Raw genomic sequence first — 16,683 nt, forward strand, 5'->3', positions numbered from 1 at the left:
TACCAAGGGTGAGGGGCACCGGCCGGTACGAAGCCGGTGGGTGCCCCTCTCTCCCGTGCCGGGGCTGAACCACGAGCCCCGGCACCACTCCACGCAGACACGCGAGACGTGAGAAGAGATCACACCATGGCGAACTTCACCGCCGCGGACGTCAAGAAGCTCCGTGAGCTCACCGGCGCCGGCATGATGGACTGCAAGAAGGCCCTGGACGAGGCCGAGGGCGACGTCCAGAAGGCCGTCGAGCTCCTTCGCATCAAGGGCCAGAAGGGTGTCGCCAAGCGCGAGGGCCGCGACGCCTCCAACGGCGCCGTCGCCTCCCTGATCGCCGAGGACGGCAAGTCCGGCGTTCTGGTCGAGCTGAACTGCGAGACCGACTTCGTCGCCAAGGGTGGCAAGTTCGTCGAGGTCGCCAACGCGATCGCCGCGCACGTCGCCGCCACCTCCCCGGCCGACCTCGAGGCCGCCCTGGCCTCCGAGATCGCCGCCGGCCAGACCGTCCAGCAGTTCGTGGACGAGGCCAACGCGACCCTGGGCGAGAAGATCGTCTTCCGTCGCTTCGCGCAGTTCGACAACGACGGCTTCGTCGCGGTCTACATGCACAAGTCGGACCCGGACCTGCCGCCGACGATCGGTGTCCTGGTCGAGCTGGACAAGGCCGACGCCGCCACCGCCAAGGACGTCGCGCAGCACATCGCCGCCTTCGCGCCGAAGTACCTCTCCCGCGAGGAGATCCCGGCCGAGGACCTGGAGAACGAGCGCCGCGTCGCCGAGGCCACCGCTCGCGAGGAGGGCAAGCCCGAGGCCGCCCTGCCGAAGATCGTCGAGGGTCGCGTCACCGGCTTCGTCAAGGAGAACGCCGTTCTGGAGCAGGCCTTCGCCAAGGACAACAAGAAGTCCGTCGCCAAGGTCCTCGACGAGGCCGGCGTCACCCTCAAGCGCTTCGTCCGCTTCCGCGTCGGCGCCTGAGCATCGTTCCCTCACGCTTCCGGCCTAAGGTAGGAAGCGCCCGCCCGTGAGGGCGGACGGAACGCGCCGACCCGGCTCTCCAGCACCCCGAGGGGGCGGCGTCGGCACCATGAACGACGAGGAGGCCATTGCCGTGCAGGACACCGTACCGGTTCCCGCGGCAGTGGCCTCCTCTCGTGTACACGCAGGTTCGGGTTCGCACGCCCGCCCCTGTGAGTTGCACTTGCAGCCCTGCTGACCGGCAGGCGGAGAAGGAGAAGTTCCATGCAGGAGACGCAGGAGACCGCGCACGACGGCACCCGCCGTCGGGTTCTGCTCAAGCTGTCCGGCGAAGCGTTCGCCGGTGGCGGCGGCCTCGGCGTCGACCCGGACGTCGTGCACGCGATCGCCCGTGAGATCGCCACCGTCGTCCGCGCGGGCACCGAGGTCGCGGTCGTGATCGGCGGCGGCAACTTCTTCCGGGGCGCCGAACTCCAGGTCCGCGGCATGGACCGGGCCCGCTCCGACTACATGGGCATGCTGGGCACCGTGATGAACTGCCTGGCGCTGCAGGACTTCCTGATCAAGGAAGGCATCGAGACCCGGGTCCAGACCGCCATCACCATGGGCCAGGTCGCCGAGCCGTACCTCCCGCTGCGCGCCGTGCGCCACCTGGAGAAGGGCCGCGTGGTGATCTTCGGCGCGGGTATGGGCATGCCGTACTTCTCCACCGACACCACCGCGGTCCAGCGGGCGCTGGAGATCCACGCCGAGGTGCTGCTGATGGGCAAGAACGGTGTGGACGGCGTCTACGACTCCGACCCGCGGACCAACGCCGGCGCGGTGAAGTTCGACTCTCTGGACTACGCCGAGGTCATCTCGCGTGATCTGAAGGTAGCCGACCTGACCGCGATCACGCTGTGCAAGGACAACGGCCTGCCGATCCTGGTCTTCGAGCTGCTCGCCGAGGGCAATATCGCCCGCGCGGTGAAGGGTGAGAAGATCGGCACACTCATCAGCCAGGATTCCGCCCGGGCCTGACGGTCGGGGGCCTCTGAACAGCAAGCAGCCGTCCGGGGCACCGGTACGGGACAACAGCAGATGAACCGGACAGGGAGCACACAGTGATCGAAGAGACTCTCCTCGAGGCCGAGGAGAAGATGGAGAAGGCCGTCAGCGTCGCCAAGGACGACCTGGCCGCCATCCGTACCGGCCGCGCGCACCCGGCGATGTTCGCCAAGATCGTCGCCGAGTACTACGGCGCCCTGACGCCGATCAACCAGCTCGCGTCCTTCTCCGTGCCGGAGCCGCGGATGGCTCTCGTCACCCCGTTCGACAAGTCGGCGCTGAAGAACATCGAGACCGCGATCCGCGACTCGGACCTGGGCGTCAACCCGTCCAACGACGGCTCGGTCATCCGCGTCGTGCTCCCGCAGCTCACCGAGGAGCGCCGCCGCGAGTACATCAAGCAGGCCCGCGGCAAGGGCGAGGACGCCAAGGTCTCGATCCGCTCCATCCGGCGCAAGGCCAAGGACGCGATCGACAAGCTGGTGAAGGACAAGGAGATCGGGGAGGACGACGGCCGTCGCGGCGAGAAGGAGCTCGACGACACCACGGCCCGTTACGTCGCCCAGGTCGACGAGCTGCTGAAGCACAAGGAAGCCGAGCTGCTCGAGGTCTGACGGACGACGCCCCCGACGCGCGCAGCTCCGGGGCGGCGCCCAGCCTCCGACGGTGCCCTCTGCTGCGGGTGACCCCGCGTGCCCGGCCCGGGCCGGCACCAAACGGGTCACTCGCAGCAGCCGCCGGTGTACCGGCCGGGCACTGCGGCAACGGTTCAGTTCATGCCCCCCGCCCAGGAGACCCCCGTGGCCCAGACCGACCAGCAGCCGCGCAAACCGCGCGGCGGCCGCAACCTGCCCGCAGCGATAGGCGTGGGCGTCGGGCTCGGCGCGGTGATCGTCGCCTCGCTGTTCGTGGTGAAGGTGTTCTTCCTGCTCGTGGTGGTGGCCGCGGTCGGCGTGGGCGTCTGGGAGCTGACCAGCCGGCTCGCCGAGCGCAAGGAGGTCCGGGTCCCGCTGGTCCCGCTGATCGCGGGCAGCGTGGCGATGGTGGCCACCGGGTACTGGGCCGGGGCGCAGTGGGCGGCCGCGGTGCTGGCCCTGACCGGCCTGGTGGTGATGGTCTGGCGGATGGGCACCCCGCCGGAGAACTACCTGCGCGACATAACGGCGGGCATCTTCACCGCCTTCTACGTGCCCTTCCTGGCCACCTTCGTGGCCCTGCTGCTGGCGGCGGACGACGGGCCGTGGCGGATCCTGCTCTTTCTGGTCGTCACCATCTGCAGTGACACCGGCGCGTACGCGGTGGGGTACAAGTTCGGCCGCAACAAGCTCGCGCCGACGATCAGCCCCGGCAAGACCCGAGAGGGCCTGGCCGGCGGCGTCGGGCTCTCGATGATCGCGGGCGCGCTGCTGATGGAGTACGTGATCGACGGCGGCAGCTGGTGGCAGGGTCTGATCCTGGGCGGCTGCGCGGCGGTCACCGCGACCCTCGGCGACCTGGCCGAGTCGATGATCAAGCGTGACCTGGGGATCAAGGACATGGGCACCCTGCTGCCCGGCCACGGCGGCATCATGGACCGCCTCGACTCCCTGCTCCCCACCGCCCCGGTGGTCTGGCTCCTCCTGGCCGCCTTCGTCGGCAGCTGAGCCCTCCCTGCTCTCCCGAAGCCCCCGGCCGCACCCCCGCCCGGGGGCTTCGCCGTTCCCGGCGCCCGTCCGGTCGGGCCGTCACCGGGCCCGCGTACGGTCCGCCCGGGGCCCGGGTACGGCCGACGCGGCGCCCCTGCCGGGCGCACGAGGCACCCGGGTGCCCGCAGTGCGGCAGCGCCGTGGAGCCCACCGTCCCGAGCGGGACACGGGACAGTTCCCTGGATCTGCGACACTGGATGCACCATGCCTAAGCCCGGAGAACTGACCTTTGTCGCGCCGCGTGGCGCCAAGCCCCCGCGACACCTGGCCGATCTGAGCCCTGCGGAGCGCAAGGAGGCCGTCGCCGAGCTGGGCGAGCAGGCGTTCCGCGCGAAGCAGCTGTCCAACCACTACTTCGGCCGGATGTCGAACGACCCGGCGAGCTGGACGGACATTCCCGCGAAGAGCCGGGAGAAGCTGACCGAGAGCCTGCTGCCCGACCTGATGTCGGTGGTCCGGCACGTCTCCTGCGACGACGACGCCACGCGCAAGACGCTGTGGAAGCTGTTCGACGGCACGCTGGTGGAGTCGGTGCTGATGCGGTACCCGGACCGGGTCACCATGTGCATCAGCTCGCAGGCCGGCTGCGGGATGAACTGCCCGTTCTGCGCCACCGGCCAGGCCGGGCTGACCCGCAACCTGTCGACGGCGGAGATCGTGGAGCAGATCGCGGCCGGTATGCGGGACCTCAAGTCCGGTGCGGTGGCCGGCGGTGAGGCGCGGCTGTCGAACGTGGTCTTCATGGGCATGGGCGAGCCGCTGGCCAACTACAACCGGGTGCTGTCCGCGATCCGCCGGCTGACCGACCCGGCGCCGGACGGCTTCGGGCTCTCGCAGCGCGGCATCACCGTCTCCACGGTGGGCCTGGTGCCGGCGATGCACCGGTTCGCGGACGAGGGCCTCAGCTGCCGGCTGGCGCTGTCGCTGCACGCCCCGGACGACGAGCTGCGCGACGAGCTGGTGCCGGTGAACACCCGGTGGAAGGTCGCCGAGGTGCTGGACGCCGCGTGGAACTACGCGGAGAAGTCCGGCCGGCGGATCTCCATCGAGTACGCGCTGATCAAGGACATCAACGACCAGGCGTGGCGGGCCGACCTGCTCGGGCGGCTGATCAAGAACCGCCGGGTGCACGTGAACCTGATCCCGCTGAACCCGACGCCCGGTTCGAAGTGGACCGCCTCGCGTCCGGAGGACGAGCGCGAGTTCGTCCGGCGGCTGCAGGCGCACGGGGTGCCGACCACCGTCCGGGACACCCGGGGCCAGGAGATCGACGGCGCCTGCGGGCAGCTCGCCGCCGCGGGCTGACGCCGGGAGCGGCCGGAGGAACGAACGGGGCGCGGGGACCTGCGCGCGGAAGGGTCATGGATCCTTCCGCGGTGCGGGTCCCCGCGCCCCGGCGTTTCGGCGGCTCAGCGCAGGGCGCCCGCGCCCAGGGCGGCGGTGAGGCCCGCGGTCAGCAGCAGGACGGTGCCGGCGGCGACGGTGCGCAGGGCGACCGCCCCGCGCAGCAGGGTCGGCGGGGTACCGAGCCGCAGCAGGCTGTCGGTGGTCCCGAGCCGGGCCGAGCGGAGCTCCACCAGCCGCGCCACCACCGCACCGACCGCGCAGGCGGTGATCAGCAGGACCTCGATCACCGGCACCGTCTTGACGGTGCCCGGCCTGTCGGCCCAGTAGCGGGCCGCGGTGAGCACTGCGGCGAGGGTGAGCGCCAGGACGGCGAGCGGGGTGCCCAGCCGCCGGGCCTCCGCGCCGAGGCCGCGGCCGGCCAGCAGCCGCAGCGGGGCGGGCCGGCCGAGGGCGAGCACACGGCCGGCCAGGGCGAGCAGCGGCGCGGTCAGCAGGGCGACGCCGAGGGCGGCGAGGGACCAGCCGACCAGCAGGGCGGTGCTGGTGGTGCCGAGTCCGGCGGGCAGGTGGACGGCGCGCCCGTCCTGGGCGGCGCCGGGGCGCAGCCCGTACAGCTCCAGGGCGAGGCCGACGGCGGTGAGGCCGATCGGCAGGGCGAGCCTGAGCGGGTGGAAGGCCCGGGGCGCGGTTTCGGCGGGGCGGCCCGGCAGCGTCTCGGGGGTGCTGACGGCGGCGGCCGCGGCGAGGCCGGCGACGGCCGGGACCAGGGCGAGCAGGGTGATCGGCGCGGCGAGGGGCAGCGGGGTGCCCATGCCGAGGTCGGCGGCGAGCGACTCGTCGGCGATGTCGTTGCGCAGCACCAGGAAGAGCAGCAGGGCGCAGCCGCTGCCGAGGGAGCAGGCGAGGGCGACCTCGCCGGCGATCAGCGCGCGGATCCGGCGCAGGCCGGCGCCCGCGGCGGTGAGCCCGGCGATCCGCTCGGGCCGGTGCGCGGGTACGGCCCGGGCGGCCGCCGCGGCGAACCAGGCCACCGCGGCCAGCGGGGGCAGGCACCAGAGCAGCCGGCCGGGCGAGGCGCCGGCCGGATCGCTGAGCGCCCGTCCGAGGGCGCGCAGCAGGAAGGCGGCGACCACCGAGGCGGCGGTCGCGGTGAGCAGCCAGCGGACCAGGTCGAGCACCTGGTAGCCCCTGACCAGTCTGAGGTAGTACACCGACGTCCCTTTCAGCGACCCAGCCGGCTCAGCGGCCCGCGGTGACGGTCTTGGCGCCGTTGAGCACCGGCGGGGGCGGGGTGGCGAGCCGGCCGTCGGCCAGGGCCACCGTACGGTCGGCGAACCGGGCCAGGTCGGGGTCGTGGGTGGCGAGCACCAGGGTGAGCCGGTGGGAGCGGGCCGCGCTGGCGAGTATCCGGAGCACCTGGTCCTGGGCCTCGCGGTGCAGGGGCGCGGTCGGGTCGTCGGCGAAGACCACCGTGGGCATCGGGGCGAGGGCCCGGGCCACGGCGATCCGCTGGCGGTGGCTCTGCTGGAGCTCGGCGGGCCGCAGCCGGGCGCAGTCGCCGACGTCCAGCCGCTCCAGCCACTCGGTGGCGGCGGTGTACGCGGCCTTGTGGCCGGCGCCGGCCAGCAGCAGGGGCAGCGCGACGTTCTCACGGGCGGTCAGCTCGGGTACCAGGTGCGGCTCGGAGCCGACGAAGCCGAAGCGCTCGCGGCGCAGCCGCTCGCGTCCGGCGCGGGAGAGCGTGTGCACGGGGGAGCTGTTGAACCAGACCTCGCCCTCGTCCACCGGCAGCAGCGCGGACAGGCAGGCGAGCAGGGTGCTCTTGCCGGAGCCGCGGGGGCCGGTGACCGCGAGGACCTCGCCCTCGCGCACGCCGAGGGAGACGCCGCGCAGGGCGGGGGTGCCGTGGTGGGACTTGACGACCCCTCGGGCCCAGAGCACGTCGTTGTCAGGAGGGGCCGCCGCCGACATGAGTTCCATCCTGGTGCCTACGGGAATATGACAGTCGTCAGATTAGAACGATCGGGTCGTGGTGCGGGCGCGGCGCACTGGGCCGAAACGGTGCGAATCGCCGCGAAACCGGCGTGTTGATCTTTCGGAATGCCGCGGAGCGCCCCGTGAACACCACCGGACGCGCTCCTGCGGACACCACCGGACAGGCTTCCGCGGACACCACCGGACGCGCTCCCGCGGACCCCTGCGACGCGCTCCCGCGACGATCCGGGACGCGCTTCCGCCGGACGCCGCAGGGCGGTCCCGTGTGCACGGGACCGCCCTGGGCGGAGGGTGGGAGGAAGGTCAGATCTTCGCCCACGCGTCGGTGAGGCTGACCCGCAGGATCTGCTCGATCTCGTCGAAGGTCGACTGGTCGGAGATCAGCGGCGGGGCCAGCTGCACGACCGGGTCGCCGCGGTCGTCGGCACGGCAGTACAGGCCGTTGTCGAAGAGCGCCTTCGACAGGAAGCCGTAGAGCACGCGCTCCACCTCGTCGTCGTTGAACGACTCCTTGGTGACCTTGTCCTTCACCAGCTCGATGCCGTAGAAGTACCCGTTGCCGCGGACGTCGCCGACGATCGGCAGGTCGCGCAGCTTGTTCAGGGTGGCCAGGAAGCGGGACTCGTTGTCCAGCACGTGCTGGTTGAGGCCCTCGCGCTCGAAGATGTCGAGGTTGGCCAGCGCCACCGCGGAGGACACCGGGTGGCCGCCGAAGGTGTAGCCGTGCAGGAAGGTGTTGTCGCCCTGGTAGAACGGCTCGGCGATGCGGTCCGAGATGATCGTGGCGCCGATCGGGGAGTAGCCCGAGGTCATGCCCTTGGCGCAGGTGATCATGTCCGGCACGTAGCCGAACTTGTCGGCGCCGAACATGGTGCCCAGGCGGCCGAAGGCGCAGATGACCTCGTCCGAGACCAGCAGCACGTCGTGGCGGTCGCAGATCTCGCGCAGGCGCTGGAAGTACCCGGGCGGCGGCGGGAAGCAGCCGCCGGCGTTCTGCACCGGCTCGACGAAGACGGCGGCGACGGTCTCGGGGCCCTCGAAGAGGATGGCCTGCTCGATCTCGTCGGCGCACCAGCGGCCGTACGCCTCGGGGTCGACGGTGCCGTCCGGGCCCGCCAGGTACGCCGGGGCGCGGTAGATGTTGGTGTTCGGCGCCTTGTGGGTGCCCGGCACCAGCGGCTCGAACGGGGCCTTCAGGCCCGGCAGGCCGGTGATGGAGAGGGCGCCCTGGGGGGTGCCGTGGTAGGCGACGGCGCGCGAGATGACCTTGTACTTGGTCGGCTTGCCGGTCAGCTTGAAGTACTGCTTGGCCAGCTTCCAGGCGGTCTCGACCGCCTCGCCGCCACCGGTGGAGAAGAAGACCTTGTTGAGGTCGCCCGGGGCGTAGTTCGCCAGGCGCTCGGCGAGCTCGACGGCCTTCGGGTGGGCGTAGCTCCACACCGGGAAGAAGGCGAGCTCCTTGGCCTGCTTGGCGGCGGCCTCGGCGAGCTCCTCACGGCCGTGCCCGGCCTGCACGACGAACAGGCCGGCGAGGCCGTCGAGGTACTTGCGGCCCTTGTCGTCCCAGACGTAGGTGCCTTCGCCCCTGACGATGGTCGGCACGGGGGAGTTCTCGTACGACGACATGCGGGTGAAGTGCATCCACAGGTGGTCGTAGGCGGTCTTGGAAAGGTCCTTCTGCGCCGGGTCGGCTGTCATCGGGTGCCCCAGGTGTAGGTCTGTTTCCGGAGCTTCAGGTAAACGAAGCTCTCGGTGCTCCGCACGCCGGGAAGGGCGCGGATGCGCTTGTTGATCAGTTCGAGCAGATGCTCGTCGTCCTCGCAGACCAGCTCGGCCAGCAGGTCGAACGAGCCTGCGGTGCAGACGACGTAGTCGACCTCGTCGAGGGCGGCCAGCGCGTCGGCCACAGGTTCGACGTCACCTTCGATCTTGATCCCCACCATCGCCTGGCGGGTGAACCCGACGGTGAGGGGATCGGTGACGGCGACGATCTGCATCACGCCCTGGTCGAGCAGCTTCTGGACCCGCTGCCGCACGGCCGCCTCGGACAGGCCGACGGCCTTGCCGATGGCGGCGTACGGGCGGCGCCCGTCCTCCTGGAGCTGCTCGATGATCGCCTTGGAGGCGGCGTCGAGGGGAACGCTGGCGTTCCGGTCGCGGTTGGCCACGCCGCCACTGTGCCTGATCGGTTTCGGACATGCAACCCGTTCGGCTGCTGATTTCGTCGCCGTTGCGGAAAACCGGTGCGGATTACGTCGTGTTCGCGTCGAAGCCCTGTCGATACCGCCAGCGTTCGCGGTAGCCTGGTCAGGTACACGCGGAGGCGTGCGCACCGCCAGAAGTGGATCGCGGCTCACCGGCCCCGGCCACCTGCGGCGCCGGGTTACCCTGGCGCCGGTTCTGCAACGACGCAGGCCCAGACCGAGGAGAGATCCGTGAGCGAGCTTCGTACGCTGCGCAACTACATCAACGGCGAGTTCGTCGACGCGGCGGACGGCCGCACCCTCGACATCATCGACCCGACCACCGGCGAGGTGTACGCGACCTCGCCGCTGTCCGGCGCCGCGGACGTGGACGCCGCGATGGCCGCCGCCGACGCCGCCTTCCCGATCTGGCGCGACGCCACCCCGAGCACCCGGCAGAAGCTGCTGCTGAAGATCGCCGACGCCGTCGAGGCGCGGGCCGACGAGATCGTCGACGCCGAGGTCCGCAACACCGGCAAGCCGCGCGGGCTGACCCTCTCCGAGGAGATCGGTCCGATGGTGGACCAGATCCGCTTCTTCGCCGGCGCCGCCCGCCTGCTGGAGGGCAAGGCCGCGGGCGAGTACATGGACGGGATGACCTCGATCGTCCGCCGCGAGCCGGTCGGCGTCTGCGCCCAGGTCGCGCCGTGGAACTACCCGATGATGATGGCCGTCTGGAAGTTCGCCCCGGCCATCGCCGCGGGCAACACCGTCGTGCTGAAGCCCTCGGACACCACCCCGGCCTCCACCGTGCTGCTGGCCGAGATCATCGGCGGCATCCTCAAGGAGCTGGAGCTCCCGGCCGGCGTCTTCAACGTGATCTGCGGCGACCGCGAGACCGGCCGCCTGATGGTCGAGCACCGCACCCCGGCGATGGCCTCCATCACCGGCTCGGTCCGCGCCGGCATCCAGGTCGCCGAGTCCGCCTCCAAGGACGTCAAGCGCGTCCACCTGGAGCTGGGCGGCAAGGCCCCGGTCGTGGTCTTCGAGGACGCCGACATCGACGAGGCCGTCGAGGGCATCTCCGTCGCCGGCTTCTTCAACGCCGGCCAGGACTGCACCGCCGCCACCCGCGTCCTGGTGCACGAGTCCATCCACGACGCCTTCGTCGAGGCCCTCGCCAAGGCCGCGGCCGACACCAAGACCGGCGGCGTGGACGACGAGGACGTGCTCTACGGCCCGCTGAACAACGCCAACCAGCTGAAGCAGGTCACCGGCTTCATCGAGCGGCTGCCCGCCCACGCCAAGGTCGAGGCCGGCGGCCACCGGGTCGGCGACAAGGGCTACTTCTACGCCCCGACCGTGGTCTCGGGCCTGCAGCAGGACGACGAGATCATCCAGAACGAGGTCTTCGGCCCGGTCATCACCGTGCAGAAGTTCTCCGACGAGGACCAGGCCGTCGGCTACGCCAACGGCGTCGAGTACGCGCTCGCCTCCTCGGTGTGGACCAAGGACCACGCCCGCGCCATGCGGATGTCCCGCCGCCTGGACTTCGGCTGCGTGTGGATCAACACCCACATCCCGCTGGTCGCCGAGATGCCGCACGGCGGCTTCAAGAAGTCCGGCTACGGCAAGGACCTGTCCTCGTACGGCTTCGAGGACTACACCCGCGTCAAGCACGTGATGACCGCGATCTGATCCGGCGAGCCGTTCGGGCTCACCCCGGGGCGCGTGGGACCGCGCGGCCGGCCCTCCGACGAGGAGCGGTCGTCCGCGGTTCCCCGCGCCCCTCGCGGCCTCCGGGGCGGTTGTCATCCTGTCAGGGCGACGCGACGTCCACGTGACAGGATGCAACTGCCTGGTCGGAGCCCTTTTACCTAGGCTGGGCGCATGAGCACCCCCACCGCTGACTCAGCCGCCGGCCAGGCCGTCAAGGCCGCCGACCGCGCGCACGTCTTCCACTCGTGGTCCGCCCAGGCGCTGATCGACCCCCTCGCGGTGGCCGGCGCCGAGGGCTCCTATTTCTGGGACTACGAGGGCAAGCGCTACCTCGACTTCTCCTCGCAACTGGTGAACACCAACATCGGCCACCAGCACCCCAAGGTGGTCGCGGCGATCCAGGAGCAGGCCGCGAAGCTCTGCACCATCGCCCCCGGCTTCGCCCAGGAGTCCCGCAGCGAGGCCGCCCGGCTGATCGCCGAGCGCACCCCCGGCGACCTGGACAAGATCTTCTTCACCAACGGCGGCGCCGAGGCCAACGAGAACGCCATCCGGATGGCCCGGCTGCACACCGGCCGGCAGAAGGTGCTCTCCACCTACCGCTCGTACCACGGCGCCACCGCCAACGCGATCGCGCTGACCGGCGACCCGCGGCGCTGGGCCAACGAGACCGGCGTCTCCGGCATCGTCCACTTCTGGGGCCCGTACGCCTACCGCTCGGTGTTCCACGCCACGAGCGAGGCCCAGGAGTGCGAGCGCGCGCTGGCGCACCTGGAACAGGTGATCGCCTTCGAGGGTCCGGGCACCGTGGCCGCGGTGATCCTGGAGACCGTGGTGGGCACCGCGGGCATCCTCATCCCGCCGCCCGGCTACCTGGCCGGCGTCCGGGAGATCTGCGACCGGTACGGGATCGTCTTCATCCTGGACGAGGTGATGGCCGGCTTCGGCCGTACCGGCGAGTGGTTCGCCGCCGACCACTGGGACGTCACCCCGGACCTGCTGACCTTCGCCAAGGGCGTCAACTCCGGCTACGTGCCGCTGGGCGGCGTGGCGATCTCCGGCGCGATCGCCGACACCTTCGCCGAGCGGCCCTTCCCCGGCGGCCTCACCTACTCCGGGCACCCGCTGGCCTGCGCCTCGGCGGTGGCCACCATCAACGCCATGGCGGAGGAGGGCATCGTCGAGAACGCCAGGGCGATCGGCGAGAAGGTGCTCGGCCCGGGCCTGCGCGAGCTGGCCGAGCGGCACCCGTCCATCGGCGAGGTGCGCGGCCTCGGCGTGTTCTGGGCGCTCGACCTGGTGAAGAACCGGGAGACCCGCGAGCCGCTGGTGCCGTACAACGCGTCGGGCGCCGACAACGCGCCGGCCGCCGCGCTGGCCGCCGCCTGCAAGCAGCGCGGACTGTGGCCCTTCGTCAACATGAACCGCTTCCACGTGGTACCGCCCTGCACGATCACCGAGGAGGAGGCCAAGACGGGCCTGGCGATCCTCGACGAGGTGCTCACCCTCACCGACGCGCACACCGTCTGACGGTTCGCGGGCCAATCGGCGGTCCGCACCGAATCCTCACCGGGACCCCGGACAACCCGTCCGGGGTCTTGGCTTCTCCTTGGCCTGATGATCAGTACGATGATGCGTTTGTTTGCGCGACTGAAGGACGGCACATGGGGGAGCAGGGGTTCCGCGTCGATCCCGCGGCACTGAAGGCGTACAGCCGGGTCCTGGAGGACCAGGCGCAGCAGATCGCGAGCATCCGGTCGGTCCTCGGATCGGTCACGCTCGCCTCCGACGACTTCGGCAAGCTGCCGAACTCCGGTGAGCTGTACGCCGCGTACCAGGAGCACGCGGATGCCGACCAGGAGAACTTCACCGACCTGATCGAGATCCTGCAGGCGACCGCCGAGGGCCTGGAGCACTCGGCCGCGGCCTACGAGGACCAGGACCACGTGGTGGCGGCGGTCTACGGGGGTGGCCGATGAGCACGCCGGTACCCGTCTCGTTCGGGCAGGTCGGGGACGCCTTCACGTGGACCCGCGCCCAGCTCACCGGGCCGCTCGACCCTATCCCGGACATCCAGAACCCGGTCGCCGACGGTTTGGACGCCGGCCTCGACTCCATGGTCAAGGCGGCCCTGGAGGCCACCGGGATGATGGAGAAGCTGGAGAAGGTGACCGGCCACCTCGCCGAGCTCACCGCGGCCGCCCAGGCCTGGAACGACCAGGCCGAGGCCATGCGGCAGGTCGCCGCCGCCCTGCGCTCCTCCGCGAGCTCGCTGCCCGGGGAGTGGGAGGGCGCCGCCGCCGAGGCCTTCGGCGCGCACATGGGCAAGGTCGTCGAGGCCATCGACGCCACCGCCGACGACATGGCGCAGATCGCCCAGATCATCAGCCAGGCCGCGGCCGAGTGCCAGCTCGCCGAGCAGCTGATCATCGAGATCATCCGCGAGGCCATCGAGACCCTCATCATCACGCTCGCCGCCGGCGTGGTGGTCGACATCCTCACCCTGGGCCTGGCGACCGCCGCCGAGGCGCTCATCGTCGAGGGCGAGATCGCCATCTTCATCGCGCGCGTCGGCCGGGTCTCCACCAAGCTGGAGCAGGCCCTGCAGAAGCTCTGGGACGCGGTCAAGGAGATGCGCGCGGCCGGCCGCAGCTGGGAGAAGATCAAGGAGGCCCGGAAGGCGGCCAAGGCGGTCCGCAAGCTCGGCGGCGCCGGCAACCGCTGGGACAGCCTCAAGAACGTGGTCAAGGACCCCTCGCTGGAGAACCTCGGCGAGTACGCCACCGCCCGGGCGCTCCAGGCCGGCTTCGGCACCGTCAAGGGCGGGGTCAAGGGCGGCCTCGGCACGGCGATCGGCGCCGGCGACCTCGCCGGGGTGCTGGGCGACACCGTCTTCAGCGACAAGGGCGTGGACACCGTGACCGGCGCCCTGGACGGGCCGCCGAAGAACGCCCCGTACCGGGTGCCGACGACCCGGGTCGAGGAGGCGTTCGGATGACGGGCGGACAGCAGCAGTACGGGGCACCGCAGTACGGCGCTCCGCAGTACGGCGCGCCGGCGCCGTACGGGGCACCGCACCAGCAGTACGGCGCTCCGCAGTACGGCGCGCAGGTCTACTCCTCGCACCGCTACACCACCGGTCCGGACAGCTACGTCCCGACGGTCGCCCCGGTCGTCCCGCCGGGCGAGCGGCTGCTCGGCATCGTCAACGTGGACCTCAGCGACCTCGTCCGACGGGTCCCGCGCCGGTACCGCCCCGAGCGGGACGGCGCGCTGCGGGTGCTCTACTACCTCTTCGACATCGTCGCGGTGGTGATCGAACTCCTGGAGGAGGCCGTCTTCGGCTTCTTCCGGGTGATGCGGCGGATCTTCCGCGGCCGCGGTCTGGTCGGCGGCTGGGAGAGCCAGGCCGGACGGTTCGCCATCGCGGTGCTCACCGGCCCCAAGGCCACCCGGGACTACGAGAACCACGACACCCTGATGGTCTTCACCGACCGCCGGATCCTGCTGGTCCACGAGCTCGGCAAGGGGCCCGAGGTACTGGGCGAGATCCCCGGCGGGCAGCTGACCCGGATCGAGCTGCGCCTCACCGCCGTCTCCGGCCGGGCCGACGCCCACTTCGCCGACGGCTCCCGCGCCGCCCTGGAGATCGGCGAGAAGGACGCGGCCGCGCTGGAGGCCCTCGCCCGGGGTGCCGTGCCGCCGCCGTCGCACTGAACCGGTGCACTGAGCCGACCCACTCCGCGGCCGAACGCCGGATCCCCGGAGACCGGACCCCGGACGCCCGCCGACCCCGAACGCCCGCAGGCCCCGACCGTCACCGACGGCCGGGGCCGGCGGGCGGTTTCGCGCCTCGCAGCGTCCCCGCGCAGCCCCCCAGCGCCCCGATCGGCGCCCCGCCTCAGCGCCGTACCGCGTCCAGCGCCAGCAGTGCCACGTGCAGCGACAGGCAGGACTCCACCTGGTCCAGGTCCACCCCCAGGATCCGCTCCACCTTGTGCAGCCGGTCGTAGAACGACGGCCGGGACAGGTGCGCCGCGTCCGCCGCCGCCGACTTGTTCCGCCCCTGCTCCAGGTAGATCCGCAGCATCTGCACCAACTGCCCGCCGTGCTCCGCGTCGTACGTCAGCAGCGGTCCCAACTCCCGCTCCACGTACGTCTGCAAACGCTCGTCGTCGCGCAGCAGGTGGAGCAGGCCGCGCAGCCGGACGTCCGGCAGCCGGTAGTACGCCGCCGCCCGGCCGCCCGGGGCGTCGTGCAGCGCCGCGTCCGCCACCTGGGTCGCCTCCAGCAGCGTCCGCCGGGCGTCCCGCACCGAGCCCACCGAGGAGCCCACCGCTATCACCGGGTGCGGTGGCGGAGTCCCCGCGTCCCGGTGCGCCTCCGCCAGCAGCCGGCGCAGCGAGGTGGAGAAGGACTCCAGCGCCGCGTGCTCGTCCTGCTGCGAACCCAGGGCCACCAGCACGCCCACACCCTCGTCGTCCATCGCGCCCACCAGCGCCGACAGCCGGCTGCTCCGGATCGCCGACGCCGCCAGCTCGGTGAAGTCCCGCAACCGGGCCTGGGCCTCCAGCGCCGCCGGGATCGACCCCTGGCGCTGCCGAAGCACCACGCCCACCAGACGCCGCCCCTCCAGCGGCACCCCCAGCGCCTGTGCCCGCAGCGCCACCTCGGACACCGTCAGCGCATGGGTCAGGATCCCCGACAGCAGCGTCCGGTGGGTCTGCCGCTCCAGGCTCTCCCGGTCCCGCACCACCAGCCGGTTCAGCGCCAGCGTCGCCGCACCGCGCTCCAGCAGCATCGCGTGCCGGTGCGCCACCCCCTCCGGCAGCGGCGCCGGATCGTCCACCAGCACCAGCCGGCCCCAGTCCTGCCCGCGCGCTCCCACCGCGGTCACCAGCCAGCCGCTGCGCGGGTCGTACCCCGTCCGGCCGCCCGGGTGCACCCCCCGCGAACGCTTCTCCCAGTCCTCCAGCAGCTCCGCCTCCGGCCGCCCCGCCGGATCGTGCGCCAGCACCTGGTGCGCCAGGTTCTCCAGTACCACCGGCGCACCGGCCATCTGCGCCACCTGCCGCACCACCTCGGCCGGCTCCGCGCCCTCCACCGCCAGCTCGTTGAAGACCTGGTGCACCGCCTCCGACACCCGCAGCTGCTCCAGCTGCGCGTTCACCACCAGCGCGTGCACCGCCTCGGTCACCGCCACGAACCGCAGCTCCCGGCGCAGCACCACCAGCGGCAGCCCGCGCTGCTCCGCCGCGTGCACCAGCGCCCGCGGCAGCGAGTCGAAGTACCGGCGGCCGAACTCGACCACCAGACCGGCCACCCCGACCTCGTCCAGCTCCTTGACGTACCGGGCCAGCCCCTCGCGGTCCTCCGGCAGCGCGATGCCGGTGGTCAGCACCAGCTCCCCGCCGCGCAGCACCCCTGCCACGTCCGGCAGCTCGCTGACGTGCACCCACCGCACCGGCCGCTCCAGCTGCGCCGCACCGGCCACCACCTGCGGCAGCCCGCGCCGCATCACGTCGAGATCGAGCACACGGGCGACGGTGGGGAGCATCGCGGGGCCTTCCAGCGGGGGTTCACGGGGGGGGTCAAAGCGGTTGAAGGGAGGCCAAGGGGGGCCAAGGTGGTCAAGGGGGGTCCAAGGTGTCAACTAAATCATCCAGCCGCCAGGCGCCCTGTCACCCGTCGGCGGCCTTGCACTCTGTAAGCCGCTTCCCGGCCCCGCTGGCGGAGTGACC

The 16,683-nt window shown here is 71.8% G+C and carries 15 protein-coding genes; 10 read left to right on the forward strand and 5 right to left on the reverse strand.

Annotated features, from left to right (window positions below; all coding sequences use genetic code 11):
* The first annotated feature begins 126 nt into the window (after positions 1–126).
* The 5 genes from tsf to rlmN all read left to right on the forward strand — a co-directional run bounded on the left by tsf (position 127) and on the right by rlmN (position 5,003).
* On the forward strand, positions 127–966 hold the full coding sequence (tsf, locus tag ABWK59_RS22975) for a translation elongation factor Ts (RefSeq protein ID WP_354642489.1): 840 nt from the start codon (positions 127–129) through the stop codon (positions 964–966).
* A gap of 264 nt (positions 967–1,230) precedes the next feature.
* A complete protein-coding gene (gene pyrH, locus ABWK59_RS22980; protein WP_354642490.1) occupies positions 1,231–1,986 on the forward strand; it encodes a UMP kinase in 756 nt (251 codons plus the stop codon).
* An 83-nt stretch (positions 1,987–2,069) separates the two neighbouring features.
* Positions 2,070–2,627, forward strand: a complete 558-nt coding sequence (gene frr, locus ABWK59_RS22985; RefSeq protein WP_354642491.1) for a ribosome recycling factor — start codon at positions 2,070–2,072, stop codon at positions 2,625–2,627.
* Positions 2,628–2,813: 186 nt separating this feature from the next.
* Positions 2,814–3,656: a phosphatidate cytidylyltransferase gene (locus tag ABWK59_RS22990; RefSeq protein WP_420492834.1), complete on the forward strand. Its 843-nt coding sequence runs from the start codon at positions 2,814–2,816 to the stop codon at positions 3,654–3,656.
* 246 nt (positions 3,657–3,902) lie between these two features.
* Positions 3,903–5,003, forward strand: a complete 1,101-nt coding sequence (rlmN, locus tag ABWK59_RS22995) for a 23S rRNA (adenine(2503)-C(2))-methyltransferase RlmN (protein ID WP_354642493.1) — start codon at positions 3,903–3,905, stop codon at positions 5,001–5,003.
* A gap of 104 nt (positions 5,004–5,107) precedes the next feature.
* On the opposite strand, the gene ABWK59_RS23000 is transcribed toward rlmN, so the two are convergent.
* The 4 genes from ABWK59_RS23000 to ABWK59_RS23015 form a co-directional block, all read right to left on the reverse strand.
* Complete coding sequence (locus tag ABWK59_RS23000) at positions 5,108–6,256, reverse strand: hypothetical protein (protein WP_354642494.1); 1,149 nt, start codon at positions 6,254–6,256, stop codon at positions 5,108–5,110.
* Positions 6,257–6,284: 28 nt separating this feature from the next.
* Entirely contained in the window at positions 6,285–7,016 is a 732-nt protein-coding gene (locus ABWK59_RS23005; RefSeq protein ID WP_354642495.1) for an ABC transporter ATP-binding protein, read from the reverse strand.
* 327 nt (positions 7,017–7,343) lie between these two features.
* Complete coding sequence (locus tag ABWK59_RS23010) at positions 7,344–8,738, reverse strand: aspartate aminotransferase family protein (RefSeq protein ID WP_354642496.1); 1,395 nt, start codon at positions 8,736–8,738, stop codon at positions 7,344–7,346.
* Positions 8,735–9,208: an Lrp/AsnC family transcriptional regulator gene (locus tag ABWK59_RS23015; RefSeq protein ID WP_345699192.1), complete on the reverse strand. Its 474-nt coding sequence runs from the start codon at positions 9,206–9,208 to the stop codon at positions 8,735–8,737. Before ABWK59_RS23015 ends, ABWK59_RS23010 begins: the two co-directional genes overlap by 4 nt.
* Positions 9,209–9,475: 267 nt before the next feature.
* Here ABWK59_RS23015 and ABWK59_RS23020 point away from each other — a divergent pair, with 267 nt between their 5' ends.
* The 5 genes from ABWK59_RS23020 (at position 9,476) to ABWK59_RS23040 (ending at position 14,659) form a co-directional block, all read left to right on the forward strand.
* The gene (locus ABWK59_RS23020; RefSeq protein ID WP_354642497.1) at positions 9,476–10,921 is read left to right on the forward strand and encodes a gamma-aminobutyraldehyde dehydrogenase; all 1,446 of its coding nucleotides are present in this window, start codon (positions 9,476–9,478) and stop codon (positions 10,919–10,921) included.
* Positions 10,922–11,113: 192 nt separating this feature from the next.
* Positions 11,114–12,472 (forward strand): aspartate aminotransferase family protein, encoded by a 1,359-nt coding sequence (locus ABWK59_RS23025; RefSeq protein WP_354642498.1) that lies wholly within the window; start codon positions 11,114–11,116, stop codon positions 12,470–12,472.
* Between the two features lie 134 nt (positions 12,473–12,606).
* Positions 12,607–12,921 carry a WXG100 family type VII secretion target gene (locus ABWK59_RS23030; RefSeq protein ID WP_354642499.1) on the forward strand — a complete coding sequence of 105 codons (315 nt, stop codon included), beginning with the start codon at positions 12,607–12,609 and terminating at the stop codon, positions 12,919–12,921.
* A complete protein-coding gene (locus ABWK59_RS23035) occupies positions 12,918–13,940 on the forward strand; it encodes a WXG100 family type VII secretion target (RefSeq protein WP_354642500.1) in 1,023 nt (340 codons plus the stop codon). Before ABWK59_RS23030 ends, ABWK59_RS23035 begins: the two co-directional genes overlap by 4 nt.
* A complete protein-coding gene (locus tag ABWK59_RS23040) occupies positions 13,937–14,659 on the forward strand; it encodes a hypothetical protein (protein WP_354642501.1) in 723 nt (240 codons plus the stop codon). The genes ABWK59_RS23035 and ABWK59_RS23040 overlap by 4 nt, the downstream gene beginning before the upstream one ends.
* Before the next feature lie 184 nt (positions 14,660–14,843).
* Here the strand turns inward: ABWK59_RS23040 and ABWK59_RS23045 are convergent, their stop codons facing one another.
* On the reverse strand, positions 14,844–16,478 hold the full coding sequence (locus ABWK59_RS23045; protein ID WP_354642502.1) for a PucR family transcriptional regulator: 1,635 nt from the start codon (positions 16,476–16,478) through the stop codon (positions 14,844–14,846).
* Between the last annotated feature and the right edge of the window lie 205 nt (positions 16,479–16,683).

Origin of the sequence: Kitasatospora sp. HUAS MG31 (genome assembly GCF_040571325.1) — a bacterium.
Lineage (GTDB): Bacteria > Actinomycetota > Actinomycetes > Streptomycetales > Streptomycetaceae > Kitasatospora > Kitasatospora camelliae.